The organism is Frigoribacterium sp. CFBP9030 (genome assembly GCF_034045195.1).
Classification (GTDB): domain Bacteria; phylum Actinomycetota; class Actinomycetes; order Actinomycetales; family Microbacteriaceae; genus Frigoribacterium.
This window is the reverse complement of sequence record NZ_JAXCWG010000004.1, coordinates 66,031-90,590: the sequence shown is the minus strand read 5'-3', so window position 1 is coordinate 90,590 and position 24,560 is coordinate 66,031. Positions and strand designations below refer to the sequence as shown.

Sequence of the window (24,560 nt, the reverse complement as noted above, 5' to 3'; positions counted from 1 at the left end):
CGCCGGTCATCTGGATCCAGACGAGTACCCCGAGGATGAGAACGATGCCAACGCAGATCGCGACGACGGTCTTGCTTCGAAACACGACTAGGGCTACCTTTCGATCAACTGTTATTGCAAACGAAAGGTTTACCTATGTCTGCACGAAGGTCAAGCTCGTTGATCGGCCTCATCACGATCTCCGCGCTGGTGGTCACTGCGGGTGCTGCGCAAGCTGACGACTCCGGTTCCGTCCGTGACGTTCGCTCAATCTTGAACCAGGTGGCCCGGGCGACCGTCGAGGAAGATAGGCACGTTCTGGCGGAGACGACGACCGAGGCAAGCGCCACGACGGAAATGTCGATGCTTCTCGAACTCGATGACGTGACTGTTGCCGTTCCGCGCGCCGGCAACGAGAGTATCCGCATCGAATCTGACGTCGCGACCGTGGGTATCGGGCGCCCCTTTGAAAGCGACTCGTCCTCAGCATTTATGGTCCAGGACGGCGTGACTGCATCCGAGAACTTCAACGGAACGAGGACGACGACAGCCGTCAAAGAAGACGGGACCCTGCAGATCGCGACAATCCTGGACGGCCCGGAAGCTCCCGAGCGCTTCGACTACGACCTGGAACTCCCGGAGGGAACTGTCGTGCGCGAGGACGGCGGCCTGATCTTCCTTGAGACAAGGCTGGGAGTCCTCATCGGTGGTTTCACACCAGCCTGGGCACTCGACGCGGCCGGGACCGAAGTCCCAACACGATATGAGCTCGACGGGCACACGCTGACGCAGGTCGTTGATCACAAAGACGCCGATGGAGTGATCTACCCGATCACGGCAGATCCCGCGTACTCCCACGGAATGATCAGCCAGGTGAAACACGAGAGATGGAGGAACGGCGGTTACGAGATTAGGTTCACAGTCACTGCTCTGGCTCGTGCAACGCAGCTCGTGAATCCAGGCTTCGTCTACTCAGCGGGCCTCGCGGATCTCCGTCAACATCATCCGAACTCGATGCAATATCGCACCATGGCTCAGCAGTGGGATTGCCATGTCGTCGGTCTGCTTGCAGTTGTCAACGTCGATCTTGAGAGCAGACGTCGAAGCTGGGACGGGTGGCGGCGCGGTATCCCGGCATCGGTCATCAAAAAGAATCCTGCGGCAGCGTGCAACTGGTGACTGCGGTCGGATGAATTTCAGCACGCAGAAGGGGCCCCGCGCGTGATCGCGCGGGGCCCCTTCTGCGTGCTGCGGGCGGAGGTCAGTGACCCTCGTCGGCCAGCTTCTTGATGCCGGCCTCGACGATGGCCTCGGCCTCGGCGGCGTCGCCCCAGCCCTCGGTCTTGACCCACTTGCCGGGCTCGAGGTCCTTGTAGTGCTCGAAGAAGTGCTCGATCTCCTTGCGGAGGTACTCGGGCACGTCCGAGATGTCCTGGATGTGCTCCCAGCGCGGGTCCTTCGCGGGCACCGCGATGACCTTGGCGTCGCTGCCGCCGTCGTCGGTCATGTTGAACACGCCCACGGGGCGCACCTTCACGCCCACGCCCGGGAACAGCGGGTAGTCGAGCAGCACCAGCACGTCGACGGGGTCGCCGTCGAGCCCGAGGGTGTTCTCGAAGAACCCGTAGTCGGTCGGGTAGACGAAGCCTGTGAAGAGCACGCGGTCGAGGTAGACGCGACCGGTCTCGTGGTCGACCTCGTACTTGTTGCGGCTTCCCTTGGGGATCTCGATCACGGCGTCGTACGCGGCCATGGGTGCTCCTGGTTCAGTTCGGGGGGCGTGCCGACCGGGCCGGTCGACGGCTTCGCTAACGTTACAAGATGCCCGCCGAGCACCGTCCGACCCGTCCGCGCCTGACCCCGGCCATGGCCGACGTCCGCCGGGCCGTCCGCGCCTCGCTCGAGGGGCTCCCCGCCGACTCCCTCGTGCTCGTCGCTCTCAGCGGCGGAGCCGACTCGCTCGCGCTCGCCGCCGCGACCGCCTTCGAGGCCCCCCGCGCCGGTCTCCGCGTCGGCGCCGTCGTCGTCGACCATGCGCTGCAGGCGGGCTCCGCAGAGGTCGCCACCCGCGCCTCCTCGGCCGCGATCGCGCTCGGGCTCGCTCCCGTCGACATCCGCCGGGTCGAGGTCGGCACCGATGGCGGGCCCGAGGCGGCAGCCAGGGAGGCGCGCTACCGGTCGCTCGACCGGGTCGCCACCGAGACCGGTGCGGTCGCCGTGCTGCTCGGCCACACGCTCGACGATCAGGCCGAGACCGTGCTGCTCGGGCTGGCTCGGGGGAGCGGCCCGGTGAGCCTCCAGGGCATGGAGCCCGTCACGGGGCGGTGGCGCCGACCGCTGCTGGGGGTGCGTCGGGAGACGACCCGCGCCTCCTGCGCCGATCTCGGGCTCGATCCGTGGGACGACCCGCACAACGACGACCCCGCCTACGCCCGCGTGCGGGTGCGGCGGTCCGTGCTGCCGGTGCTCGAGCGCGAGCTGGGCCCCGGGGTCGCCGAGGCGCTCGTCCGCACGGCCGCCCAGCTGCGAGAGGACAACGACGCGCTCGACCACTTCGCGCTCGAGCAGGCCGAAGAGGTGGCGGACCACGCCGAGGCCGGCATCTCGCTCGACGTCCGGTCGCTGGCGGCGAACCCCGCGGCGCTGCGGCAGCGGCTCATCCGGCTGGCCGTCGCGAGCGAGTTCGCCGTCACGCTCAGTCGGGCGCAGACCCTTGAGGTCGCCCGGCTCGTGACCGACTGGCACGGGCAGGGTCCCGTGTCGTTGCCGGGCATTACAGTGATACGCACCGGAGGCGCGCTGCACTTCGCCGCGACCGGCGCCTCCTGAGATCCCCGCCACCACCCCCTCACACCTCACCTCTGGAGCGACAGCCCGCCATGGAACTCAGCGACATCGAGAGCGACCTCACCTCCGTCCTCTACACGGAAGAGCAGATCCACGCGAAGATCGCCGAGATCGCCCGCCGGGTCGAGGCCGACTACGCCGGGCGCGACCCGCTGCTGGTCGGGGTGCTGAAGGGCGCCGTCATGGTGATGGCCGACTTCTCGCGCGAGCTCAAGATGAGCGCCGCGATGGACTGGATGGCCGTCTCGTCGTACGGCTCGGGTACGAAGTCGTCGGGTGTCGTGCGCATCCTGAAAGACCTGGACACCGATCTGCTCGGTCGCGACGTCATCATCGTCGAGGACATCATCGACTCCGGGCTGACCCTGTCGTGGCTGCTCGAGAACCTGCGCACCCGCGGCGCCGCGTCGGTCGAGATCTTCGCCCTGCTGCGCAAGCCCGAGGCGGCGAAGGTCGACGTCGACGTCAAGTACGTCGGGTTCGAGATCCCCAACGACTTCGTGGTCGGCTACGGCCTCGACTTCGACGAGCGGTACCGCAACCTGCGCGGTGTCGGCGTGCTCGCGCCGCACGTCTACAGCTAGGCCCTCGCGGGAGGCGCGGGTCGGGCCGGCGGGCAGGGGCCGGGGCGCGCATTAGGCCCACGGCGAACACCCATGAGGCGCATAGGGCGCTCGATGTAACCTTCTGCTCATCTTCTCCCTGCAGAAAGGCGTCGGGCTCCGCCCGTACTGACATGGACTTCAAGAAACTCTTCCGCGGCCCGATCATCTACATCGTGATCGCCGTGATCGGCATCGGCATCGGGTGGAGCGTCATCAGCTCCGGGAGCACGACGCAGGTGTCGACCCAGAAGGGCCTCGCCTCGATCAGCGCCGGCGACGTCAAGTCGGCCACGATCTTCAGCAACGAGCAGCGCGTCGACCTCGTGTTGAAAGACGGCGACAAGCAGGAGCAGTTCTACTACTCGACGCCGCGTGGCGAAGAGGTCGTCACGGCCATCACCGACGCCGATCTCGAGAACTTCGACGACACCGTCACGCAGAGCAACTGGCTCGTGTCGCTGCTCGGCATCCTCCTGCCCTTCCTGATCATCGGCGTCATCTTCTGGTTCCTCCTGTCGTCCATGCAGGGAGGCGGCAGCAAGGTCATGCAGTTCGGCAAGTCGAAGGCGAAGCTGAACTCCAAAGAGACCCCGCAGGTCATGTTCACCGACGTCGCCGGCGCCGACGAGGCCATCGAGGAGCTGGAGGAGATCAAGGAGTTCCTGAAGGAGCCCGCGAAGTTCCAGGCCGTCGGGGCCCGCATCCCCAAGGGCGTGCTGCTCTACGGCCCTCCCGGCACCGGTAAGACCCTGCTCGCCCGCGCCGTCGCCGGCGAGGCCGGGGTGCCGTTCTTCTCGATCTCCGGCTCGGACTTCGTCGAGATGTTCGTCGGAGTCGGCGCCAGCCGCGTCCGCGACCTGTTCGAGCAGGCCAAGCAGAACTCGCCCGCGATCATCTTCGTCGACGAGATCGACGCCGTCGGTCGTCACCGCGGCGCCGGCGTCGGCGGCGGCAACGACGAGCGCGAGCAGACGCTCAACCAGCTGCTCGTCGAGATGGACGGCTTCGACGTCAAGACCAACGTCATCCTCATCGCGGCCACCAACCGGCCCGACGTGCTCGACCCCGCCCTGCTGCGTCCCGGTCGCTTCGACCGCCAGATCGGCGTCGACGCCCCCGGTCTCGACGGTCGCAAGCAGATCCTCGAGGTGCACGGCAAGGGCAAGCCCCTCGCCGCGTCGGTCAACCTCGAGGTGCTGGCCCGCAAGACGCCCGGCTTCACGGGTGCCGACCTGGCCAACGTGCTGAACGAGGCCGCGCTGCTGACGGCGCGCTCGAACGCGCAGCTGATCGACAACCGCGCCCTCGACGAGGCCGTCGACCGCGTGATGGCCGGTCCGCAGCGCCGCAGCCGCATCATGAACGACCACGAGAAGCTCATCACCGCGTACCACGAGGGCGGTCACGCCCTCGCCGCCGCCGCGATGCGTCACACCGACCCGGTCACGAAGGTGACGATCCTGCCGCGTGGTCGTGCCCTCGGCTACACGATGGTGCTGCCCCTCGAAGACAAGTACTCGGTCACCCGCAACGAGCTGCTCGATCAGCTCACCTACGCCATGGGCGGTCGCGTCGCGGAAGAGATCGTGTTCCACGACCCGACCACCGGTGCGTCGAACGACATCGAGAAGGCGACCGGCACGGCCCGCAAGATGGTCACCGAGTACGGCATGAGCAACAAGGTCGGATCGGTCAAGCTCGGCCAGGGCTCGGGCGAGCAGTTCATGGGCCGCGACATGGGTCAGCGCGACTACTCGGAGAACATCGCCGAGACGGTCGACGCCGAGGTCCGTGTGCTGCTCGAGCAGGCGCACGATGAGGCGTGGCAGGTCATCAACGACAACCGCGACGTGCTCGACGAGCTGGCCGCCGTGCTGCTCGAGAAGGAGACCCTCGACCACGACGAGCTCGCCGAGATCTTCAAGGACGTCCGCAAGCTGCCCGAGCGCCCGCAGTGGCTCTCGAGCGACAAGCGGCCCGTCTCCGACCGACCCGCGATCCCGATGCCCACCAAGGCGCCGGTCGACGCGGCCGCGGTCGACGGCGGCGTCGGCTCCGAGCCCGAGGCCGACAGCTCGTCGAGCCGCCAGCGCCCGCCGCGCACGACGCCCGGCATCGCCACGGCGTAACCGTCGAGCGGAGCGACCGCACCGGCTCGACGCCGCCGGTGCGGTCGCTACCCTGGAGCCCGACCCTGTTCGACCCCTGGCCCCGATCGGAGGCGCCTCCCCGTGACCGACTCACCGAGTGGAGCACACCGGGCATCCGACGAGACGTCGGCCGGTCGTGTCTGGAAGCGTCCGCGGGGGAGGGCGCGCTACCCCGACCCGGTCGTGCTCGACGCACCGCCCGCCAGCGCGCCGGCTGCCGGCAGCGAACGTCGCCTCGTCCTCTCGCTCGGTGAGCGGGCGGCGGTCCGCCCCCCGGCCCAGCTGCCCCCGGTCACGCAGACGCCCGCGACCCGCACCCCCGGCGGCCCGAGCACCGTGACACCCGGCTCCGCGACCGCCGGCTCCGCGACCGCGAGCCCGTCCGCCGAGGCCCGCACCCCCGGCGGCCCGACCACGGCGAGCGAACCCGACCTGCCGACCCGCGCCTCCGGACGCCGCCTCATCGCCGGCGGACGCTTCGACGGGCCGCTCGACGACCGCGACGAGGCCGCGACCCGCACCCGGGTCGGCTCGCACGCCGCGCCGAGTCCCGTGGTGCCGCCCGTCCGCGGTGCCGACGAGCTGCGGCGACCCCCGGCGAGCAGCTCGCCCGGCGTCGAGCCGGCGGCCGCGACCCTCGTGATGGACATCGTGCAGCCGGCCGCGACGCCGGCTGAGACGGCTGCCGCGACGTCGGCTGCGCCGGCTGCCGCTGCCACTGCCACTGCCGCTGCCGCGCCGGCACCCCGCCCGCCACGCGGCGGACCGCTCGTGGTCGGCATCGTGAACGTCACGCCCGACTCGTTCAGCGACGGCGGTCGCTACGTCGAGGTCGACGACGCCCTGCGGCACGCGAGAGCCCTCGTCGAGGCCGGGGCCGACGTGATCGACGTCGGCGGCGAATCGACGAGGCCCGGCAGCGCCCGGGTCGCCCCGATCGACGAGCAGCGGCGCGTGCTGCCCGTCATCCGGCAGCTGGCGTCCGAAGGCGTCCGGGTGAGCATCGACACCATGAACGCCGCCACGGCCTACGCGGCCGTCGAGGCCGGAGCCGACATCGTCAACGACGTCTCGGGCGGTCTCGCCGACCGCTTCATGGCGCAGGCCGTCGCCGACACCGGCAGCACCTTCGTGGCCATGCACTGGCGCGGGCCGCTCGACGGCTCCGACCGGCCCGACTACCGCGACGTCGTGACCGACGTGCACGACGAGCTGCAGCAGCGCGTCGCCGACCTCGTCGCCCAGGGGATCGACCCCTCCCGTCTCGTGCTCGACCCCGGTCTCGGCTTCTCGAAGGACGCCGCTCAGAACTGGCAGGTGCTCGCCGGTCTGCGGGGGCTCGGCCGTCTCGGGCTGCCGCTGATGGTCGGGGCCTCGCGCAAGAGGTTCCTCGGCGAGCTGCTGCCCGAAGGCGCTCCGATCGAGGCCCGCGACCAGGCCACGGCGGTCGTCAGCGTGCTGGCCGCCCTCGAGGGCGTCTGGGCGGTGCGCGTGCACGACGTCGCCGCGACCCGGGCGGCGCTCGACGTCTGGCAGGCCTGGCAGCAGGGGGGCCGCTCGGCGGGCGCCGCGAAGTCGACCCGATCGGCGCGGCACGCATGACCGCCGCCGAGACGAGCCCCGCCGCGGCTGCCCCCGCCGCGACGGCCGCCGTCGGCCTCGACGTGCTCCGGCTGAGCGGGGTGCGCGCCACCGGGCACCACGGGGTCTTCGACCACGAGCGCCGCGACGGCCAGGAGTTCGTCGTCGACGCCGTCGTGCACCTCGACACCCGGGCGGCGGCCACCGGCGACGACCTCGAGGCGACCGTGCACTACGGCGTGCTCGCCGAGCAGCTCGTCGCCGCCGTCGAGAGCGACCCGGTCGACCTGATCGAGACCCTGGCCGAGCGTCTCGCCGGCGTGGTGCTCGCGTTCCCCGCCGCCGTGCGCACCGAGATCACCGTGCACAAGCCCGGCGCGCCCATCACCGTGCCGTTCTCGGACGTCTCGATCACCATCGTCCGGGAGCGCCCGTGAGCGCCGACCCGCACACGCCCACCACCCGAGCGGCCGGCACACCCGCCACCCGCGCCGTCATCGCACTCGGCTCGAACCTCGGCGCCCGCGACGAACTGCTCGGCGACGCCGTGCGGGCCCTCGACGCGACCCCGGGCGTCACCGTCGTCGCGGCCTCGACCCCCGTGTCGTCCGTGGCGCTGACGCTCGACGGCCCCGACGAGATGCGGCCCGAGTACCTCAACGCGGTCGCGCTCGTCGACACCGACCTCGACCCCCTGGCGCTGCTCGACGCGCTGCACGGCATCGAGTCCGAGCACGGTCGCACCCGCGAGGTCCGCTGGGGCGATCGCACGCTCGACCTCGACATCATCGCCTTCGGCGATCTCGAGCTCGACACCGAGCGCCTCACCCTGCCGCACCCGCGAGCGTCCGAGCGCGCCTTCGTGCTCGAGCCCTGGTTCGAGATCGACGAGGAGGCGCGGCTCGGCGGCCACGGACCGGTCGCCGCCCTGATCGCGAGGCTCCCCGACCGGACCCGACCCGTGACCGGGGCGACGCGGCTGCTCGGCCGGCGCCGCGCCTCCTCGGCCATCCCGTCGGCGGACGACCGGCACGACCAGGGAGTCACCGCGTGAAGCACACCCGCCCCGGCACCCTGATCGCACTCGGCCTCGCGGCCCTCGTCGCGGGCTTCGTCGTCGACGCCGCCCTGGTCGCGAACGGCATGGCCGCCCTCGTGCCCCCGGTGCCGCTCGGCCTCGTGCTGCTCGCCATCGGCGGCATCGTCGTCAGCATGGCCGTGCCCGTGCGCCGCGTCGCCCGGGGCACCAGCACCGACCGCATCGACCCGTACTACGCGACGAGGGTGCTGCTGCTGGCCAAGGCGAGCAGTCTCTCGGGGGCGCTGTTCGGCGGGGCCGCCGCGGGGGTGCTCGTCTTCATGCTGACGCGCGGCGTGACCGTCGCGGTAGGCTCGCTCGTGCCCACGATCGTCGCCGTGGTGGGGGGTCTCGCCCTCCTCGTGGCGGGGGTCGTCGCCGAGCGCATGTGCACGGTGCCACCGGGCGACGACGACGGCGGGCCGGGGGCGCAAGCGGCCTGAGGGCCGTGTTCCGTCTCGCCACCGCCGACCGGAGGAACCTCCGCCATGGATCGACTCGACAGCGCCTACGACGACATCGCCCGCCGCGACGACGCCGTGTCCGGCTCCTGGACCGGCGTCTCGCCCAAGTACGTCTGGCCCGAGCTGATCGGCTGGGTCGTCACCGGCCTGATCGCGGCGGCCGCCACCCTGCCCCTGTGGCTCCTCGAGCAGTGGTGGGCCTACGCCGTCACCGCCGCGGTGGTCGTGATCTTCGCGTTGGTGGCCGCTTTCACGCCCCGGCGCGTCCGGTCGATCCGCTACCAGCTGCGCGACGACGACCTGCTGCTGCGCAAGGGCGTCATGTTCGTCCGCTTCGTCGCGGTGCCCTACGGCCGCATGCAGCTGATCGACATCAACCGCGGCCCGGTGGCGCGGGCGCTCGGTCTCAGCGATCTGAAGTTCGTCACGGCCGCGGCCTCGTCGGGCGTGACCATCCCCGGGGTGCCCGCCGACGACGCCGAGGCGCTGCGCGACCGGCTCGTGAGTCTCGCCGAGTCGCGACGGGCCGGCCTGTGAGCGACGGCGCCCCCGCCTCGCCGCCCGGCGCACCCACCCCGCCAGCCGGCGCACCCACCCCGCCAGCCGGCGCCTCCACCCCGCCAGCCGGCGCCTCCACCCCGCCGCCCGCGGTCGCCGCGCTGACCGACGGCGAGTGGCACCGCCTGCACCCCGCCACCCCGGTGCTCAAGGGCGGCATCGCGCTCGTCGTGCTGCTCGGCATCGTCGTCAACAACGCGCGCGACTGGGCCATCGAGCTCTTCCTGCCCGGCGGTCGCCGCGGCGGCTCCGACGACGGCGACCCGTTCGGCTACGTGGTCGACCAGGGCTGGATCGGCTTCGTGCTGCTCGGCATCGTCGTGGTGATCGCGGCGCTCGTCGGTCTTTTCTACCTCTCGTGGCGGATGAACACGTTCCGGGTCACCGAAGAGATCGTCGAGGTCCGCAGCGGCGTCGTGTTCCGCACGAACCGTCGGGCGCGGCTCGACCGGATCCAGGGCATCAACATCCAGCGCCCGCTGCTGGCGCGCGTCTTCGGGGCCGCGCGGCTCGAGGTCAACCAGGCGGGCGACGACGCCAACGTCGTGCTCGCGTACCTGCGGGGCGCCGCGGCCGACGATCTCCGGCGCGAGATCCTGCGCCGCGCCTCCGGAGCCCGCCGACCCGAGACGACGTCCGCGCTCGCCGGCGACGACACCGCGAACCGAGGAGGCGCGGCGCCCGCCGTCGACGGAGCCCCCGGCACCCCGCCGGTCGCCCACCGCACCGGGCTCGGCGGCGTCGTCGAGCAGCGCGCGCACGAGTTCCTCGCGCCCGAGCTCGACCCCCGCGAGGCCGACCCCGACTCGGTCGTCCGCATCGAACCGGGTCGCCTGGTCGGCTCGGTGCTGCTGAGCGGCTACACGCTGTTCATCGTCGCTGCGGCTGTCGCGGTGGCGATCAGCGTCGGTGTGACCGGCGAGTACTTCCTGCTGTTCGCGATGCTGCCCGCACTGCTCGGCTCGGGCGGGTTCTTCGTCAACCGCATCTCGAAGTCGCTGCGCTTCAGCATCGCGTCGACCCGCGACGGCATCCGCATCGGCTACGGCCTCTTCTCGACCACGAACGAGACGCTGCCGCCCGGGCGCATCCACTCGGTCAAGGTCAGTCAGCCGCTGCTCTGGCGGCCGTTCGGCTGGTGGGAGATCTCCATCAACCGCGCCTCGCGGTCGAGTGCGAACGGCGCCGACGGTCAGAACAACACCAGCATCCTGCCGGTGGGCGACATGGCCGACGTGCGTCGGGTGCTCGAGTTCGTGCTGCCCGAGCTCGTCGGAGTGGCCGCCGCGGACGCCGACACCGAGGAGGCGCTGGTCGCCCCGACGGAGCCCGTCACCGAGGAGGCGCTGGTCGCCACCTCCGACGCGGTCGCCTCCGACCCGGTGGGCGCTGCGCGCGGGTTCCGCGAGAACGCGGGCGAGCACGCCGCCCGCACCGTGTCGATCATCGAGCAGGGTCTGACCGCGAAGGGCGACGACGGCGGGTTCACCGTCTCGCCCCGTCGTGCGGCCGTGCTGCGCTGGTTCTCGTGGCGACGCAACGGGTTCCGCTCGGCGCCCGGAGCGGTGCTGCTGCGCACCGGGGCCGTCTGGCGCCGACTCGTCGTCGTGCCTCTGCCGCGCATGCAGAGCGTCGCCCTGCGGCAGGGGCCGCTGCTGCGCCGGCTGCGACTCGCCGAGGTGAGCGTGCACACCGTCCAGGGGCCGATCACGGCCCAGATCGGGGCGCTCGACGAGAACGACGCGCTCGAGTTCTTCCACGCCGCGGGGCGCGACGCCGTGGGCGCGGCGCGCGCCGACCGGACGCACCGGTGGCTGTCGGCGGCGGTGAGCGGGGCGTCCGCAGAGGGGGCGGCTCGTTCGGGGACGGACGCCGCGCCTCCTGCGGGGACTCCCGATGAGGCCGCCGCCGGGCCCGTCGTGGATGGCGCACACGGCGCGGGGGAGCGCTCATGAGCGCACAGCGCAGCGGCCGACTCGGCGTCGGCGTGATCGGAGCCGGGCACGTCGGCCCCATCCTCGGGGCCGCCCTCGCCGCCGCCGGACACGCGGTGGTCGGCATCTCGGCCGTCTCCGAGCGGGCCCGCGACCGCGCCGAGGCGATCCTGCCGGGCGTGCCCGTGCTGACCGTGCAGGAGGTCGTCGAACGCAGCGAGCTCGTGCTGCTCGCCGTGCCCGACGACCAGCTCCCCGACCTCGTCGCGGGGCTCGCCGAGACGGGCGGCTGGCAGCCGGGGCAGCTCGTCGTGCACACCTCGGCCGTGCACGGGCTCGAGGTGCTGAGACCCGCGCTCGCCGCCGGTGTCATCCCGCTGGCGATCCACCCGGCGCTCACGTTCACCGGCACCACCATCGACCTCGTGCGGCTCCGCGGCGCGTACTGCGCGGTCACGGCGCCCGTGCCGGTGCAGCCGATCGGGCAGGCGCTCGTCGTCGAGATGGGCGCCGAGCCCGTGCTCGTCGCCGACGCCGACCGCCCCCGGTACGCCGAGGCCGTCGCGACGGCGACCGAGTTCTCGGCCGCGATCGTCACCCAGTCGGTCGGTCTGCTGGCCGAGCTGGGCATGCCCGAGCCGGGGCGCGTCATCGCCCCGCTGGTCCGGTCGGCGATGGACCGCGCTCTCGGCATCGCCGAGGGGTCGGTCGGCCCCGGTACCATCGACGTGGCCTCGTTCGACGACGGGCCGTCCGCGTTCGGCGACCCGCGCGCCTGACGGCACCGCGCCTCCCACATCCTCTTCCCCCTTCGCTGGAGCAGCTGACACATGACCGTCTCGCCCGACCCCACCTCCACCCCCGCGCTCGACGGCGCGGCAGGCGCCGCCGCCGACGGCCAGGCGGTCAGCGAGGAGGCGCGCGAGGCGTCCGAGCAGAAGCAGGTGCGCCTCGCCAAGCGGCAGCGTCTGCTCGACTCGGGTCGTGAGGCCTACCCGGTCGGGGTGCCCGTCTCCGACACGATCGCCGCCGTCCGCGCCCGTCACGCCGAGCTCGAGACCGACAGCCGGTCGGGCGACGTCGTGGGGCTCGCCGGTCGCATCGTGCACGCCCGCAACACGGGCAAGCTCTGCTTCGCCGCACTGCAGGCGGGCGACGGGTCGCGCATCCAGGCGATGGTGTCGCTCGCCGAGGTGGGCGAGCAGTCGCTCGCCGACTGGAAGGAGCTCGTCGACCTGGGCGACCACGTCTTCGTCACCGGCGAGGTCATCTCGTCGCGCCGGGGCGAGCTGTCGATCATGGTCACCGACTGGACCATCGCGTCGAAGGCGATCCTGCCGCTGCCCAACCTGCACGGCGAGCTCAGCGAAGAGACCCGCGTGCGTCAGCGCTACCTCGACCTGATCGTGCGCGACCAGGCTCGCGCCACCGTGCGGGCCCGCGCCGCCGCCGTCGCGTCGCTCCGTCGCACCTTCGACTCGCACGAGTACCTCGAGGTCGAGACGCCCATGCTGCAGACCATGCACGGCGGCGCCGCGGCCCGGCCCTTCCAGACCCACAGCAACGCGTTCGACACCGAGCTGTTCCTCCGCATCGCGCCCGAGCTGTTCCTCAAGCGGGCTGTGGTCGGCGGCATCGACCGTGTCTTCGAGATCAACCGCAACTTCCGCAACGAGGGCGCCGACTCGACGCACTCGCCCGAGTTCGCGATGGTCGAGGCGTACCAGGCCTACGGCGACTACGAGCAGATGGCGCGACTGACTCAAGAGATGGTGCAGAACGCCGCCTTCGCCGTCGCCGGCACGCATCTCGTCACCCTCGCCGACGGCACCGAGTACGACCTCGGTGGCGAGTGGGCCCGCGTGCCCATGTACGAGTCGCTCAGCGAGGCCGCCGGCGTCGAGGTCACCCCCGCCACCTCGGTCGCCGACCTGCAGGCGCTCGCCGCCACCGTCGACCTCGTCGTGCCGCACGAGACGCACGGCAAGCTCGTCGAAGAGCTCTGGGAGCACTTCGTCAAGCCGTCGCTCGACCGCCCGACCTTCGTCATGGACTTCCCGGTCGACACGAGCCCCCTCGTGCGCAGCCACCGCTCGAAGCCGGGCGTGGTCGAGAAGTGGGATCTCTACGTCCGCGGGTTCGAGCTCGCCACGGCGTACTCCGAGCTCGTCGACCCGGTCGTGCAGCGCGAGCGCTTCGTCGAGCAGGCGGCCCTGGGCGCCCGCGGCGACGTCGAGGCCATGCGCCTCGACGAGGACTTCCTGACGGCCCTCGAGCACGGCATGCCGCCGAGCGGCGGGATGGGCATGGGCATCGACCGCCTGCTGATGGCGATCACGGGCCTGGGGATCCGCGAGACGATCCTGTTCCCGCTGGTGAAGTGACATCCCGAGACGTACCCTTGACGAGTGCCTGAAACCTATCTCGGAGCGTTCGTCTTCTCGTTGACGCCGACCATCGTCGTCGGCCTCATCTTCTGGTTCGTCGTCCGCTCGCTGATCCGCGCCGACCGGACGGAGCGCTCCGCGTACTCCAAGATCGAGGCCGAAGAGCGCGCCAAGGTCGCTGCAGCCGACTTCGAGGCCGAGCGCATCGCCGCCGACCGCCGTGGGGGCGACCGCCTCGACGGCGATCGCCGCGCGGCCACGTCGTAGCGCCTCCTCGGCTCCTCTCCCCGGCTTCTCCCCGAACGCCCGTCCGACCACGTCGGCGGGCGTTCGTGCTGTCTCGGGCGCCGCGCTGGCACCAGCGGAGTTGTCCCCCTAGCCGCCAACCGAACGGAGGGTGCCCGGCGGGTTGAAAAAGATCGAGCGGTCGTACCCGATGTGTGCATCGCTGGACGGCGTCCCCCTCGACGTGCCGCTCGCGCCCCGCGAGGCCCGTGTTCATGGGTTTCACTGTGCCCCGACCGTTCGGGCTGTACCCCGTCGCGGGGAGTCGAGGCGTCTACACCCGCGGAGGGTGCGCCGTCAAAGACGACGTGTTCTCGTACCCCGAATGACTCGAAACCCTGTGTGCGCCCTCCGAGAAAGCTTGTGAAGGTCCCCTCCGGCTTTTGCCGGGATTCGGTCGAGCGAGAGACTTTCACTACGCCGAAGAGCTTCACGAACTTATTCGACAGCAACGCAGTCAGCACTCGAAGCAGGGAGAGAACGATGACGACCACCACCGTCACCACGCGCAGCAGCAGCACCGAGACGACCGACGACACCGAAGTCGAGGTCCTCTCGCAGGTCCGCGGGGCCTCCACCGACCAGGTCGGCGACTACCTCCGCCACATCGGCCGCATGCCCCTCCTCGACGCGGCCGAGGAGACCGAGATCGCTCGCCGCATCGAGGTCGGCCTGTTCGCCGCCGAGAAGATCAAGGACCTCCAGGCCGCCGACGCGGTCAAGAAGGACCGCACCAAGGCCCACGCGCAGATGATGCGCGACCTCAAGTGGCTGCAGCACGACGGCGAGCGTGCGAAGGACCGCATGATCACCGCCAACCTGCGCCTCGTCGTCAGCATCGCGAAGCGCTACACGCAGCGCGGGCTGCCCTTCATGGACGTCATCCAGGAGGGCAACCTCGGCCTGGTGCGCGCCGTCGAGAAGTTCGACTACACGCAGGGCTACAAGTTCTCGACCTACGCCACGTGGTGGATCCGCCAGGCGATCGCCCGCGGCCTCGCCGACAAGGCGCGCGCCATCCGCATCCCGGTGCACACGGTCGAGCGCATCAACCGCATCTCGCGGGCCGAGCGCGACCTGACCGTCGACCTGGGCCGTGCGCCCACCGTCGACGAGGTCGCCGCCGAGGTCGCGATGGAGGTCGCCGACCTGGTCGAGCTGAAGTCGCGTTCGCACGAGCCGGTGTCGATCCACACCGTCGTCGGCGACGCGGAGGACAGCGAGCTGGGCGACTTCATCGAAGACGAGGAGACCCCCTCGCCGACCGCCGCGACCGAGAACTCGCTGCTCAACCGCGACATGCACGCCCTCGTGGCGACGCTGCCCGACGACGAGGCGCGCGTGATCCGCATGCGCTTCGGCCTCGACGACGACCAGCCGATGACCCTCGACGAGATCTCGAAGCGCGTCCACTCGTCGCGCCAGGCCGTCTCGCGCGTCGAGAGCCGCGCCCGCCTGCGCATGTTCGCGAAGGCCGTCAGCCAGGACCTCCAGCTGTACCTGCAGTAGGACTGTCGGGCGCTCGTGCGTCCGCTTCACCGGAGGGCCGCCGCCCCGAGTCAGCTCGGGTGGCGGCCCTCCGTCGTGCTCGCCCTCGTGCTTTCTCTCGATCGAGTGGTCAGAAGATGCTCTTCCCGAGCGGGTGAAGAGCGTTTTCTGACCACTCGATCGTCCACAGGGGGAGTCGGCGCGTCCTCCCCGGCTGTGACGTCGGCGAGTCCGTCCACAGTCGGACGAGCCGAGGAGGCGCGGGTCGACCTCTCGAGGCGAGGGTCGTCACATGCCCCGCATCCCGCTACCCCATCCGCTCACCGATCGACCCTTCTCCGTGGCCGAGGGGAGCACCTCGGGGGTGGGGGTCGGACGACTCAGGGGTGCCGACCTGGCGGCTCCGCATCGGGGAGTGCGCGTCGCGTCCGGCGGCGAGGCACTCGCGACTGCGCGTGCTGGCGGGACGTCCTCGACGTCCGTCCCCGGCACTGTGCGGGGTCGAGCAGAGGCTCTGCGGCCGGTGATGGTCGACGGCTGGCGCTTCTCGCACGTCACCGCCCTGGCGTTGTGGGGGCTGCCCGTCCCCTCACGCGTCGACATCGGGGCCGAGCCGCTGCACGTCAGCACCCCCGTCGGTCGAGGCCCGCGTCGCTCCGGTGTCGTGGGGCACCGCATCTCGCCATCCGGGCCGCCCGCTGACGCGCCCGAGCTAGCGTCTGCGCCCAAGCCCGAGCCCAAGCCCACGTCACCCTCAGCGTCCGCGCCGACGCCGTCACCCGCGGTCGCCCTCGGCTCCGTGCCCTCGCTCGCGTCCATATCCGCTGCGCCGGTATCGGCACCGTTGGTAGAGCCATGGCCGCCCGGTTCGCACCGCGTCTCGGGAATCGTCGTGCTGGAGGGGCTGCCGGTGGAGGATCCTCTGACGGCGTGGGTCCGCTCGGGTGCACTTCTCACCCTCGACGAGCTCATCCGCGTCGGTGACGCCCTGGCCGGCTCGTGGTCCCCTCACGGGGTCGCACGGGGGCGACCACTCGGTGAGCTCGCCGACGCGATCTCGGAGGCGGGCGCAGTCCGGGGCATCGCGAGTGTGCGCGAGGCGATGGCGTCGGTGCGGTCAGGGGTCGAGTCTCCGCGGGAGACCGACATGCGTCTGCTGCTGACCCGAGCCGGCCTGCCCGAGCCCGAGATCAATCGACGCACGTACGACACTCGGGGGCGCTACCTGGGCAAGCCCGACCTCCGCTTCCGCTGGTGCAAGGTCGCCGTGGAGTACGAGGGCGACGAGCACCGACGGGATCGTCGTCGGTTCCGGAGCGACATCCTCCGTCGCGAGCGGTTCGCGGACGCGGGTTGGCGCACGGTCCGGTGCACGGGTGACGACCTGTACGGACGTCGCGCCCTCGAGTTCGTGGCCCGGGTCGAGCGCTGTCTCTCGTGAGCGCTGTCTCTCGTGAATCCCGGCGCCCCATCGACTCTCGCACCCCCTCGGGCCTCGTCGAGTGGTCAGAAGATGCTCTTCTCAAGCCCATGAAGAGCATCTTCTGACCAGTCGATCATCCACGCGAGGCGACGCGACGCGACGCTACGCGAGGCGACGCGACGCGACGCCACGCGAGGCGACGCGACGCCACGCGAGGCGAGGCGAGGCGACGCGACGCGAGCGAGGGCGGCTGCTACGCACGCTCGCCGCGCTCGACGCGCTCGCGGAATCGCGCCCGCACGTCGCTCGGCACGAGCTCGAGCAGCTGGTCCTCGCGCAGCGGCAGGTCGAGCAGGCTCAGCTTGAGGCGCCCCTTGCGTCCGTGCCGGTCGGCGTCGAGTCGGATGACCTGGCCCGCGTCGCGGCGCAGTCGGAGCGCGACCACGCACCCGGCGCTCACGTCGGCCATGACGCGTCCGTCGATCTCGAGCGCGGCCGAGTGCGTGCCGTCGCCGATCTCGAACCGCAGCAGCTCGCGGGGGCCCAGCACCACCGAGCGGTCGATGCCCGACATGGGGGCGACCGGGGTGACCACGACGGCCGCCACGGCCGGCGACAGGATCGGCCCTCCGGCGGCGTAGTTGTAGGCGGTCGAGCCGGCCGGCGTCGAGGCGACGATCGCGTCGGCCTTGTAGAAGCCGTAGGGGGTGTCGTCGAGCACGAGGTCGGCGCTGACCACGCCCTCGCCGGGGCGCCGAGCCACCGAGACGTCGTTGAAGGCCAGGTACGTGTTCTCGAAGCCGGACGAGGTGTGGGTCACCTCGAGGGCGTGGTGCGCCTCCAGCGAGAACTGCTTCTCGCCGATCCGGTCGAGGGCCTCGGGCAGGTCGCGCGGCTCGACCTCGACCAGGAACCCCACGTTGCCGTAGTTCACGCCCAGCACGGGCACCGGCCGTTCGGCCACGAGACGCATCGCGCCGAGCATCGTCCCGTCGCCGCCGAGCGCCACCACGACCGACACGCGCTCGCGGAAGACGTCCTCGTCGACGAGCTCGACGCCGTCGCCGACCCGGGCCGCGTCGGCGGTCATCGCGAGCAGGTGGGCGTCGGAACGCGTCGTCCAGTCGCGGAGGATCGCGACGCTGTCGACGACCGACTTGGTGGGGTGCGGGACGAGCCCGACGGTGAAGGTGCCCATGGGGCCGAGGCTAGTCGTCGGCCCTGTCGGCCCTGTCAGCCCGACCCCGGCGGCCTGCCGCGGCCCGTAGCGGGCCTGCCGCGGGCCCGTCGCGGGCCTCCCGCGGCCCGTCGCGAGGCCGCTCTATGCCCCCAGCGAACAGGGGCTGATTAAGCGGTGTCCCGTGGTTACTCTCTGTGTAAACCGGTGCCACCCCCTGCGGGCACCGACTGCGTATCGGTGGCGACAACTCCACCCCGTCACCTAGGGAGCAAAGAAGATGTTCGAGAGATTCACCGACCGTGCCCGTCGCGTCGTCGTCCTCGCCCAAGAAGAGGCGAAGATGCTCAACCACAACTACATCGGTACCGAGCACATCCTGCTCGGTCTCATCCACGAGGGCGAAGGCGTAGCCGCCAAGGCCCTCGAGTCTCTGGGCATCTCGCTCGACGCCGTGCGCGAGCAGGTCCAGGACATCATCGGTCAGGGCCAGCAGCAGCCGACCGGTCACATCCCCTTCACGCCCCGGGCGAAGAAGGTCCTCGAGCTGAGCCTGCGCGAAGCGCTGCAGCTCGGCCACAACTACATCGGCACCGAGCACATCCTGCTCGGCCTCATCCGCGAGGGTGAGGGCGTCGCCGCCCAGGTGCTCGTCAAGCTCGGCGCCGACCTCAACAGGGTCCGTCAGCAGGTCATCCAGCTCCTCTCCGGTTACCAGGGCAAGGAGGCGGTGGCCGTGGGCGGCGAAGCGACCCAGGGCGCGCAGGGCGGCAGTCAGGTGCTCGACCAGTTCGGTCGCAACCTGACGCAGGCGGCGCGCGACAACAAGCTCGACCCGGTCATCGGTCGCGAGAAGGAGATGGAGCGGGTCATGCAGATCCTCTCCCGCCGCTCGAAGAACAACCCCGTGCTGATCGGCGAGCCCGGTGTCGGCAAGACGGCCGTCGTCGAGGGCCTGGCCCAGGCGATCGTCAAGGGCGAGGTCCCCGAGACGCTGAAAGACAAGCAGCTCTACTCGCTCGACCTCGGCTCGCTCATCGCCGGCAGCCGCTACCGCGGCGACTTCGAGGAGCGCCTGAAGAAGGTCACCAAGGAGATCCGCACCCGCGGCGACATCATCGTCTTCATCGACGAGATCCACACCCTGGTGGGTGCGGGTGCCGCCGAGGGCGCCATCGACGCCGCGTCGATCCTCAAGCCGCTGCTCGCCCGCGGCGAGCTGCAGACGATCGGTGCGACCACGCTCGACGAGTACCGCAAGCACTTCGAGAAGGACGCCGCTCTCGAGCGCCGCTTCCAGTCGGTCCAGGTGCACGAGCCCTCGCTGCCCCACACGATCAACATCCTCAAGGGCCTCCGCGACAAGTACGAGGCGTTCCACAAGGTCTCGATCACCGACGGCGCCATCGTGTCGGCGGCGAACCTCGCCGACCGCTACGTCAGCGACCGGTTCCTGCCCGACAAGGCCATCGACCTGATCGACGAGGCCGGCGCGCGTCTGCGTCTGTCGATCCTCTCGGCGCCGCCCGAGCTGCGCGAGTTCGACGAGCGCATCGCCGGCGTCCGCGGTCAGAAGGAGGGCGCGATCGAAGACCAGGACTTCGAGAAGGCCGCCTCGCTGCGCGACGAAGAGAAGAAGCTGCTCGGCGAGCGTCTCCGACTCGAGAAGCAGTGGCGTTCGGGCGAAGCCGGAGCCGGCGGAACCGTCGACGAGGGCATCATCGCCGAGGTGCTGGCCCAGGCGACCGGCATCCCCGTCTTCAAGCTCACCGAAGAAGAGACGTCGCGTCTCGTCTTCATGGAGAAGGCGCTGCACCAGCGCGTCATCGGGCAAGAAGAGGCCATCGCGGCGCTCTCGAAGACCATCCGCCGCACGCGGGCCGGTCTGAAAGACCCGAACCGCCCCTCCGGCTCGTTCATCTTCGCCGGTCCGACCGGTGTCGGTAAGACCGAGCTGGCCAAGGCGCTCGCCGAGTTCCTGTTCGACGACGAGGGCGCGCTCATCTCGCTCGACATGTCCGAGTACGGCGAGAAGCACACCGTCTCGCGTCTGTTCGGCGCCCCTCCCGGGTTCGTCGGGTTCGAAGAGGGCGGGCAGCTGACCGAGAAGGTCCGCCGCAAGCCGTTCTCCGTGGTGCTGTTCGACGAGATCGAGAAGGCCCACCCCGACATCTTCAACTCGCTGCTGCAGGTGCTCGAAGAGGGTCGTCTGACCGACGGTCAGGGTCGCGTCGTCGACTTCAAGAACACGGTCATCATCATGACGACCAACCTCGGGTCGAAGGGAATCGCGGGTGGCCCCGTCGGCTTCCAGAGCGACAGCGACACGGCGACCGGTTACGACCGGATGCGCGCCAAGGTCAACGAAGAGCTCAAGAAGCACTTCAAGCCCGAGTTCCTCAACCGCGTGGACGACACCATCGTGTTCCCGCAGCTGAGCAAGCCCGAGCTGCTGCAGATCGTCGACCTGTTCGTGAAGCGCCTGTCCGAGCGACTGCTCGACCGCGACATGACGACCGTCCTGACGCTGCCCGCCAAGGAGCAGCTCATCAAGATCGGCTTCGACCCGTCGCTGGGTGCTCGTCCGCTGCGTCGTGCGATCCAGCACGAGGTGGAGGACCGTCTCTCCGAGCGCATCCTCACGGGCGACCTGACCGCGGGCGACCACGTCGCGATCGACTTCGTCGACGGCGAGTTCACGTTCGAGACGTCGCGCCAGCCCGGTCGCGACGAGGTCCTGGTGGGCGACGCCCCCGAGATCGAGAGCTGATCGAGGGTCCATCCGATTCACCGCGAGGGCGGTCCGGCTCCGGCCGGGCCGCCCTTCGGCGTGTCCGCAGCCGAGGAGGCGCGGGTCGGCCTGAGTAGGCTGGCCCGATGACCACAGCGGACCAGTTCGGCATCACCGTCCGCGATGCCGTCGTCAGCGACGTCCCGCACATCCAGCGGCTCTGCGAGCCCTTCGTGCAGAAGCGCATCCTGCTCGGCAAGGACCTCGTGACGCTGTACGGCGACGTGCAGGAGTTCCAGATCGCCGTCGGGCCCGACGGCACCCCCATCGGCTGCGGAGCGCTGCACGTCATGTGGGACGATCTGGCCGAGGTGCGGACGCTCGCTCTCGATGCCGCATGGATCCGTCGGGGTGTCGGCCACCGCCTCCTCGAGGCCCTCGAAGGCGCCGCGCGCCGACTCGAGATCGGGCGCCTGTTCTGCCTGACGTTCGAGGTCGACTTCTTCGAGAAGCACGGGTACCTCAACGTGGGCGACGAGGGGCTCGTGCCGCCCGAGGTGTACGGCGAGCTGGTGCGGTCGACCGACGAGGGCGTGGCGGAGTTCCTCGACCTGGCGCGGGTCAAGCCGAACACGCTCGGCAACTCGCGCATGCTGAAGGCGCTGCCCGCGCTCGACTGACCGGGTGGGTCGCGCGCTCGTGCGGCTGCCTCGGGGCCGGCACCGCGCCTCCTCGGCTGCTGCTGGGGCGATTCTCAGCCCACACGCCGCCGGGGTGCCGGGTTCGCGGGCTGACCTGCGGTTAGCTTGTGCGCATGTCGACGTTCAAGAATCCGACCGGGCCGCAGCCGCCCTCGGTGTACTGGCGTCGACGTGCCGTGGTGGCCCTCGGGCTGATCGCGGTGATCGTCATCATCGTGCTGATCGTCGTGCGACCCGGGTCGGGTGCGAGCGAGCCGGGTGCGGCGGCGACGTCGAGCGCCCCTGCCGCCGACGGCTCGGCCGACGACGCCGCCGACACGGCACCCGCCGAGACGGCTCCGGCAGCCGACGCGACGCCCGAGCCCAGCGTCGACCCCACGGCTGCGACAGACGGCACGGCGTGCGAGCCCACGGACATCGCTCTGGCGGCGATCCTCGACAAGGAGTCGTACGCGGCCACCGAGCTGCCGCAGATGGCGATGTCGATCACGAACACGGGCGATGCCGACTGCGTCATCAACCTAGGGTCGAATCAGCAGCGTCTGGTCGTCTCGAGTGGTGAGGAGCAGTACTGGTCGTCGAAGGACTGCCAGGTGAACGGCACCGATCAGGATGTGACGCTGACGGCCGGGCAGACGCTCGAGACCCCGGCGATCGCCTGGGACCGCACGCGGTCGTCGCCCGACACCTGCGACAGCGAGTCGCGCAGCCCGGTGCCGGCCGATGGCGCGACCTATCGACTCTCCGTCTTCGTCGGTGACATCACGTCTGCCGACCCCGCCCCGATGATCTTGAACTGAGCGATGACCGAAGCTGCTGACCCCCGTTCCGAGGCGCTCGAGCTGGCCCTGGCCAGCCAGGACGTCGCCGCCGTCGCGTTCGCCCTGCGCCATGACGTGGTCGTGGTGCCGAAGCTCGTGGCCGATGTGTCGGTCGGTGCCGCCGGGGGTACCGGTGGTGCCGGTGGTGCCGGCGCCGAGGGTGCTGACGTTGCTGACGGCGCCGACGGCGCCGACGGTGCTGACGGTGCTGACGCCGATGGTGTGGCGTTCGGTGCGGCCGAGCAGGTGCGCGTCTTCGGGCGTGAGAACACCGACAAGCGGATCCTGCTGCTGTTCTCGTCGGCTGACGCGTACGCGGCGATGGTGCCGAACGACACGAACCGTCAGGTGATGCTGTACGACGCGTCGGCACTGCGGGCCTTCCTCGAGGTTCACCTCGATGTGCTCGAGCAGGTGTTCTTCGATATCGCGGGGCCGCACACGATGGCGGCCACGCCGGAGGACCTGCTGAAGGCTCTGCACTAGTCGACCCGGCTCTGCCTCGCCTCGCGTGCGAGGGAACGAAGGAGGCGCGGGTCGATGCCTCGATTTTGCTGGCCGGCGTCGCTACCCGGCGTCGCTGCCCGACGTCCCTGGTCGGCGCCGCTGCACACCGGGCGGAGCGCAGGAGGCGCGGGTCGCCGCCCGAGGCGGCGATCGGCCCGGCGGGGTCATGCCGTCAGAATGCGGCGTCGAGCTCGCGTTCGCGCGGGCTGCTGCCGATGCTGAAGGCGCGGCGGAGTGCCTCGCGGAGGTGGGTGGCGTCGGAGTCGACGAGGTGCGTGAAGCCGAGGCGGCGGGCTTCGGAGCTGCGTTGGGTGGCGGATGACGCGGGTCGGATCTCGCCGGCGAGGCTGATCTCGCCGATGGCGGCCATGGTGTGCGGGAACGACACGTCGCGGCTGGCGCTCGCGAGCGCCAGGGCGATGGCGAGGTCTGCGCCGGGTTCGGTGAGCTTGATGCCGCCGACGGTGGAGACGTAGACGTCGGCGTCGCCGAGGCGGATGCCGGCGCGGCGTTCGAGCACGGCGAGCAGCATGGCGACGCGTGACGAGTCGACGCCGTTGACGACGCGGCGTGGTTGCGGTGCCGAGCTGGCGACGATGAGCGCCTGGACCTCGACGGGTAGGGCGCGGCGGCCCTCCATGGCGACGGTGATGCAGGTGCCGCTGACGGGGGCGCCGGTGCGTGACATGAAGAGCCCGCTGGGGTCGGCGACCTCGGCGATGCCGTCGCCGGTCATCTCGAAGCAGCCGACCTCGTCGGTGGGGCCGAACCGGTTCTTGTGGGCGCGGATGAAGCGGAGCGACGTCTGGCGGTCGCCTTCGAACTGGCAGACGACGTCGACGAGGTGCTCGAGGAGGCGCGGGCCGGCGATCGTGCCGTCTTTCGTCACGTGCCCCACCAGCAGCACGGGCAGGTTGCGGTCTTTGCTGACGCGGATGAGGGTCGAGGCGACTTCGCGCACCTGCGAGGTGCCGCCGGCGATGCCGTCGAGGGTGGACGACGAGACGGTCTGCACGGAGTCGACGATGACGAGCTGCGGGTCGACCTGCTCGATCTGGCCGAGGATGACGGCGAGGTCGACTTCGGCGGCGAGGTAGAGGTTGGGGTGCAGGGCGTTGGTGCGTTCGGCGCGGAGTCGGACCTGCGAGGCGCTCTCTTCGGCGGTGACGTAGAGCACGCGGGCGCCGGTGGCTGCGGCGCGGGAGGCGACCTCGAGCAGGAGCGTCGATTTGCCGACGCCGGGTTCGCCGCTGAGGAGGATGGCGGCGCCGGGGACGATGCCGCCGCCGAGCACGCGGTCGAATTCGTCGATGCCGCTGGGCCAGGAGGCGACGCTGGTGGCTTCGATCTCGGTGATGGGGCGGGCGGCGCGGTCGGCGCCGACCTTGATGGCAGCGGTGCCGCGGGCGCTGGCGAGGGTGGTGGTGACGTCGACGACGGTGCCCCAGCGCTGGCATTCGCCGCAGCGGCCGACCCACTTGAGCGATGTCCACCCGCACTCGGTGCAGCGGAAGGGTGGGGATGCGGGGCGTGCCATGCGGACAGCCTAGGTGTGGCCACCGACACTCGCCGTGCCTCCGCGGTGGGGCTGTGGAGAGCCGACGACGAACCCCCCGCGTGAGCATCGAACCCCGTCGCGCGGGGGTGCTTTGCTCACACAGGGGTTCCAGGCCGGAGCCGCGCCGGGGTCAGGCCGGGTCGGGCCCCAGCGCTGGGGCAGGCCGGGCCGGGACGGCCCGCTGCGCTGGGTCGGGCTGGGACGGGCCGCCGCGCCGGGTCAGGCCGGGTCGGGCCGCCGCGTTGGGCCGCGCCAAGTCAGCCCGGGTCGGGCCGCAGCGCTGGGC

At 70.9% G+C, this 24,560-nt stretch carries 22 protein-coding genes; 19 read left to right on the top strand and 3 right to left on the bottom strand.

Features of this window, described 5'->3' with window-relative positions:
- Positions 1-159 precede the first annotated feature (159 nt).
- On the top strand, positions 160-1,158 hold the full coding sequence (locus SOM13_RS06170) for a hypothetical protein (RefSeq protein ID WP_320477684.1): 999 nt from the start codon (positions 160-162) through the stop codon (positions 1,156-1,158).
- A gap of 82 nt (positions 1,159-1,240) precedes the next feature.
- Here the strand turns inward: SOM13_RS06170 and ppa are convergent, their stop codons facing one another.
- Positions 1,241-1,732 carry an inorganic diphosphatase gene (gene ppa / locus SOM13_RS06165; RefSeq protein ID WP_055799285.1) on the bottom strand — a complete coding sequence of 164 codons (492 nt, stop codon included), beginning with the start codon at positions 1,730-1,732 and terminating at the stop codon, positions 1,241-1,243.
- 68 nt (positions 1,733-1,800) lie between these two features.
- Here ppa and tilS point away from each other — a divergent pair, with 68 nt between their 5' ends.
- The 14 genes from tilS to SOM13_RS06095 all read left to right on the top strand — a co-directional run bounded on the left by tilS (position 1,801) and on the right by SOM13_RS06095 (position 16,797).
- On the top strand, positions 1,801-2,808 hold the full coding sequence (gene tilS / locus SOM13_RS06160; protein ID WP_192061729.1) for a tRNA lysidine(34) synthetase TilS: 1,008 nt from the start codon (positions 1,801-1,803) through the stop codon (positions 2,806-2,808).
- A 50-nt stretch (positions 2,809-2,858) separates the two neighbouring features.
- Positions 2,859-3,410, top strand: coding sequence for a hypoxanthine phosphoribosyltransferase (gene hpt / locus SOM13_RS06155; protein ID WP_192061730.1), 552 nt, complete (start codon positions 2,859-2,861; stop codon positions 3,408-3,410).
- Between the two features lie 152 nt (positions 3,411-3,562).
- Positions 3,563-5,560, top strand: coding sequence for an ATP-dependent zinc metalloprotease FtsH (ftsH, locus tag SOM13_RS06150; RefSeq protein ID WP_320479135.1), 1,998 nt, complete (start codon positions 3,563-3,565; stop codon positions 5,558-5,560).
- A gap of 663 nt (positions 5,561-6,223) precedes the next feature.
- Entirely contained in the window at positions 6,224-7,183 is a 960-nt protein-coding gene (gene folP, locus SOM13_RS15375) for a dihydropteroate synthase (protein WP_414655516.1), read from the top strand.
- On the top strand, positions 7,180-7,599 hold the full coding sequence (folB, locus tag SOM13_RS06140; RefSeq protein WP_320479133.1) for a dihydroneopterin aldolase: 420 nt from the start codon (positions 7,180-7,182) through the stop codon (positions 7,597-7,599). The genes folP and folB overlap by 4 nt, the downstream gene beginning before the upstream one ends.
- Positions 7,596-8,216, top strand: coding sequence for a 2-amino-4-hydroxy-6-hydroxymethyldihydropteridine diphosphokinase (folK, locus tag SOM13_RS06135; RefSeq protein ID WP_320479132.1), 621 nt, complete (start codon positions 7,596-7,598; stop codon positions 8,214-8,216). The genes folB and folK overlap by 4 nt, the downstream gene beginning before the upstream one ends.
- Entirely contained in the window at positions 8,213-8,683 is a 471-nt protein-coding gene (locus SOM13_RS06130; protein ID WP_320479131.1) for a DUF3180 family protein, read from the top strand. The genes folK and SOM13_RS06130 overlap by 4 nt, the downstream gene beginning before the upstream one ends.
- A 45-nt stretch (positions 8,684-8,728) precedes the next feature.
- The gene (locus SOM13_RS06125) at positions 8,729-9,241 is read left to right on the top strand and encodes a PH domain-containing protein (RefSeq protein ID WP_320479130.1); all 513 of its coding nucleotides are present in this window, start codon (positions 8,729-8,731) and stop codon (positions 9,239-9,241) included.
- Complete coding sequence (locus SOM13_RS06120; RefSeq protein WP_320479129.1) at positions 9,238-11,217, top strand: PH domain-containing protein; 1,980 nt, start codon at positions 9,238-9,240, stop codon at positions 11,215-11,217. The genes SOM13_RS06125 and SOM13_RS06120 overlap by 4 nt, the downstream gene beginning before the upstream one ends.
- A complete protein-coding gene (locus SOM13_RS06115) occupies positions 11,214-11,975 on the top strand; it encodes a Rossmann-like and DUF2520 domain-containing protein (RefSeq protein WP_192061737.1) in 762 nt (253 codons plus the stop codon). The genes SOM13_RS06120 and SOM13_RS06115 overlap by 4 nt, the downstream gene beginning before the upstream one ends.
- 51 nt (positions 11,976-12,026) lie before the next feature.
- Entirely contained in the window at positions 12,027-13,580 is a 1,554-nt protein-coding gene (gene lysS, locus SOM13_RS06110) for a lysine--tRNA ligase (RefSeq protein WP_320479128.1), read from the top strand.
- 24 nt (positions 13,581-13,604) lie between these two features.
- Complete coding sequence (locus SOM13_RS06105; RefSeq protein ID WP_192061782.1) at positions 13,605-13,850, top strand: hypothetical protein; 246 nt, start codon at positions 13,605-13,607, stop codon at positions 13,848-13,850.
- A gap of 501 nt (positions 13,851-14,351) precedes the next feature.
- Positions 14,352-15,377 carry a sigma-70 family RNA polymerase sigma factor gene (locus SOM13_RS06100; protein WP_192061739.1) on the top strand — a complete coding sequence of 342 codons (1,026 nt, stop codon included), beginning with the start codon at positions 14,352-14,354 and terminating at the stop codon, positions 15,375-15,377.
- A gap of 889 nt (positions 15,378-16,266) precedes the next feature.
- The gene (locus SOM13_RS06095) at positions 16,267-16,797 is read left to right on the top strand and encodes a hypothetical protein (RefSeq protein WP_320479127.1); all 531 of its coding nucleotides are present in this window, start codon (positions 16,267-16,269) and stop codon (positions 16,795-16,797) included.
- Between the two features lie 235 nt (positions 16,798-17,032).
- Here SOM13_RS06095 and SOM13_RS06090 read toward each other — a convergent pair whose 3' ends face one another.
- Complete coding sequence (locus tag SOM13_RS06090; RefSeq protein WP_192061741.1) at positions 17,033-17,977, bottom strand: NAD(+)/NADH kinase; 945 nt, start codon at positions 17,975-17,977, stop codon at positions 17,033-17,035.
- A gap of 259 nt (positions 17,978-18,236) precedes the next feature.
- On the opposite strand from SOM13_RS06090, the gene SOM13_RS06085 reads away from it, so the two are divergent.
- The 4 genes from SOM13_RS06085 (at position 18,237) to SOM13_RS06070 (ending at position 22,695) form a co-directional block, all read left to right on the top strand.
- Complete coding sequence (locus SOM13_RS06085; protein WP_192061742.1) at positions 18,237-20,726, top strand: ATP-dependent Clp protease ATP-binding subunit; 2,490 nt, start codon at positions 18,237-18,239, stop codon at positions 20,724-20,726.
- 107 nt (positions 20,727-20,833) lie between these two features.
- Positions 20,834-21,367, top strand: a complete 534-nt coding sequence (locus SOM13_RS06080) for an amino-acid N-acetyltransferase (protein ID WP_243214859.1) — start codon at positions 20,834-20,836, stop codon at positions 21,365-21,367.
- A gap of 134 nt (positions 21,368-21,501) precedes the next feature.
- Positions 21,502-22,188: a hypothetical protein gene (locus SOM13_RS06075; protein ID WP_320477696.1), complete on the top strand. Its 687-nt coding sequence runs from the start codon at positions 21,502-21,504 to the stop codon at positions 22,186-22,188.
- 3 nt (positions 22,189-22,191) lie between these two features.
- Positions 22,192-22,695 (top strand): dehydrogenase, encoded by a 504-nt coding sequence (locus SOM13_RS06070; protein WP_320477697.1) that lies wholly within the window; start codon positions 22,192-22,194, stop codon positions 22,693-22,695.
- Between the two features lie 193 nt (positions 22,696-22,888).
- Here SOM13_RS06070 and radA read toward each other — a convergent pair whose 3' ends face one another.
- Positions 22,889-24,253: a DNA repair protein RadA gene (gene radA, locus SOM13_RS06065; protein ID WP_243214870.1), complete on the bottom strand. Its 1,365-nt coding sequence runs from the start codon at positions 24,251-24,253 to the stop codon at positions 22,889-22,891.
- Positions 24,254-24,560: the final 307 nt, after the last annotated feature.

Excerpts from the sequence above, each read along its gene's own strand:
- SOM13_RS06115 (WP_192061737.1), top strand. The coding sequence starts at position 11,214 with ATGAGCGCACAGCGCAGCGGCCGACTCGGCGTCGGCGTGATCGGAGCC.
- radA (WP_243214870.1), bottom strand. The coding sequence starts at position 24,253 with ATGGCACGCCCCGCATCCCCACCCTTCCGCTGCACCGAGTGCGGGTGG.
- lysS (WP_320479128.1), top strand. The coding sequence starts at position 12,027 with ATGACCGTCTCGCCCGACCCCACCTCCACCCCCGCGCTCGACGGCGCG.
- ftsH (WP_320479135.1), top strand. The coding sequence starts at position 3,563 with ATGGACTTCAAGAAACTCTTCCGCGGCCCGATCATCTACATCGTGATC.
- SOM13_RS06085 (WP_192061742.1), top strand. The coding sequence starts at position 18,237 with ATGTTCGAGAGATTCACCGACCGTGCCCGTCGCGTCGTCGTCCTCGCC.
- SOM13_RS06070 (WP_320477697.1), top strand. The coding sequence starts at position 22,192 with ATGACCGAAGCTGCTGACCCCCGTTCCGAGGCGCTCGAGCTGGCCCTG.
- SOM13_RS06090 (WP_192061741.1), bottom strand. The coding sequence starts at position 17,977 with ATGGGCACCTTCACCGTCGGGCTCGTCCCGCACCCCACCAAGTCGGTC.
- SOM13_RS06125 (WP_320479130.1), top strand. The coding sequence starts at position 8,729 with ATGGATCGACTCGACAGCGCCTACGACGACATCGCCCGCCGCGACGAC.
- tilS (WP_192061729.1), top strand. The coding sequence starts at position 1,801 with ATGCCCGCCGAGCACCGTCCGACCCGTCCGCGCCTGACCCCGGCCATG.
- folB (WP_320479133.1), top strand. The coding sequence starts at position 7,180 with ATGACCGCCGCCGAGACGAGCCCCGCCGCGGCTGCCCCCGCCGCGACG.
- SOM13_RS06080 (WP_243214859.1), top strand. The coding sequence starts at position 20,834 with ATGACCACAGCGGACCAGTTCGGCATCACCGTCCGCGATGCCGTCGTC.
- ppa (WP_055799285.1), bottom strand. The coding sequence starts at position 1,732 with ATGGCCGCGTACGACGCCGTGATCGAGATCCCCAAGGGAAGCCGCAAC.
- folP (WP_414655516.1), top strand. The coding sequence starts at position 6,224 with ATGGACATCGTGCAGCCGGCCGCGACGCCGGCTGAGACGGCTGCCGCG.
- SOM13_RS06100 (WP_192061739.1), top strand. The coding sequence starts at position 14,352 with ATGACGACCACCACCGTCACCACGCGCAGCAGCAGCACCGAGACGACC.
- hpt (WP_192061730.1), top strand. The coding sequence starts at position 2,859 with ATGGAACTCAGCGACATCGAGAGCGACCTCACCTCCGTCCTCTACACG.
- SOM13_RS06075 (WP_320477696.1), top strand. The coding sequence starts at position 21,502 with ATGTCGACGTTCAAGAATCCGACCGGGCCGCAGCCGCCCTCGGTGTAC.